Here is a 680-nt window from a genome sequence, read left to right as displayed (position 1 = left end):
TTCGGGGTGACAATGACGAACTCCTCGCCACCCCAACGACCAAGCATGTCGGTGGATCGCATACATTTCCGAGCGATGTCGCAGAACACCTTCAAGACATCATCCCCGACCGCATGGCCGTGGGTGTCATTGATCCGCTTGAAGTGGTCAAGGTCAATGTAGAGCATTGAAACGGGGTGACCGTAGCGGGCCTTTCGCAGCATTTCCAGCTTAACGGCTTCCTCGGTTCTGCGACGGTTCCACGTGCCGGTCAGATTGTCGTGCTGTGCGAGATGTTCCAATTCCTGGCGAGCGGCAAGCAATTCCGCGTTTGACGCTGCAAGGGCTGCGACGGTGTTCGTGAGTTCCTGGTTCAGAGCTTCGAGTTCGGCACTGCGTTCGGCCAAAACCTGATCTGCTATCTTATGGTCGGTGATGTCAGCGACGACGCACACCAGACCAGCACGTCCATTCCTATATGCAGGCATCCGCCGGGCCGTCAGTTGCCCCCAAAATGCAGTGCCATTGGACCGCCAATAGTGGCGTTCAAGGTTGACGTTGGGGCGGTCACAGGCAAGATGATCCGCCATATTCTTCCGGGCAATTTCCTGCTCTACGGGATCAACCAGATCGACATATTCTATACCAATCAATGATTCCAATGGGATCATGAACATTTCCGCCATCCGTTGATTGGCGGT

1 protein-coding gene is annotated in these 680 nt (G+C 55.0%); it reads right to left on the bottom strand.

The window, feature by feature from the left end:
* Nucleotides 1-650 (bottom strand): GGDEF domain-containing protein (locus H261_RS22945; RefSeq protein WP_235063051.1); only part of this gene is annotated, 650 nt, incomplete at its 3' end.
* Nucleotides 651-680 lie beyond the last annotated feature (30 nt).

The organism is Paramagnetospirillum caucaseum (assembly GCF_000342045.1).
Taxonomy (GTDB): Bacteria; Pseudomonadota; Alphaproteobacteria; order Rhodospirillales; family Magnetospirillaceae; genus Phaeospirillum; species Phaeospirillum caucaseum.
This window is presented reverse-complemented; position numbering and strand designations above follow the sequence as displayed.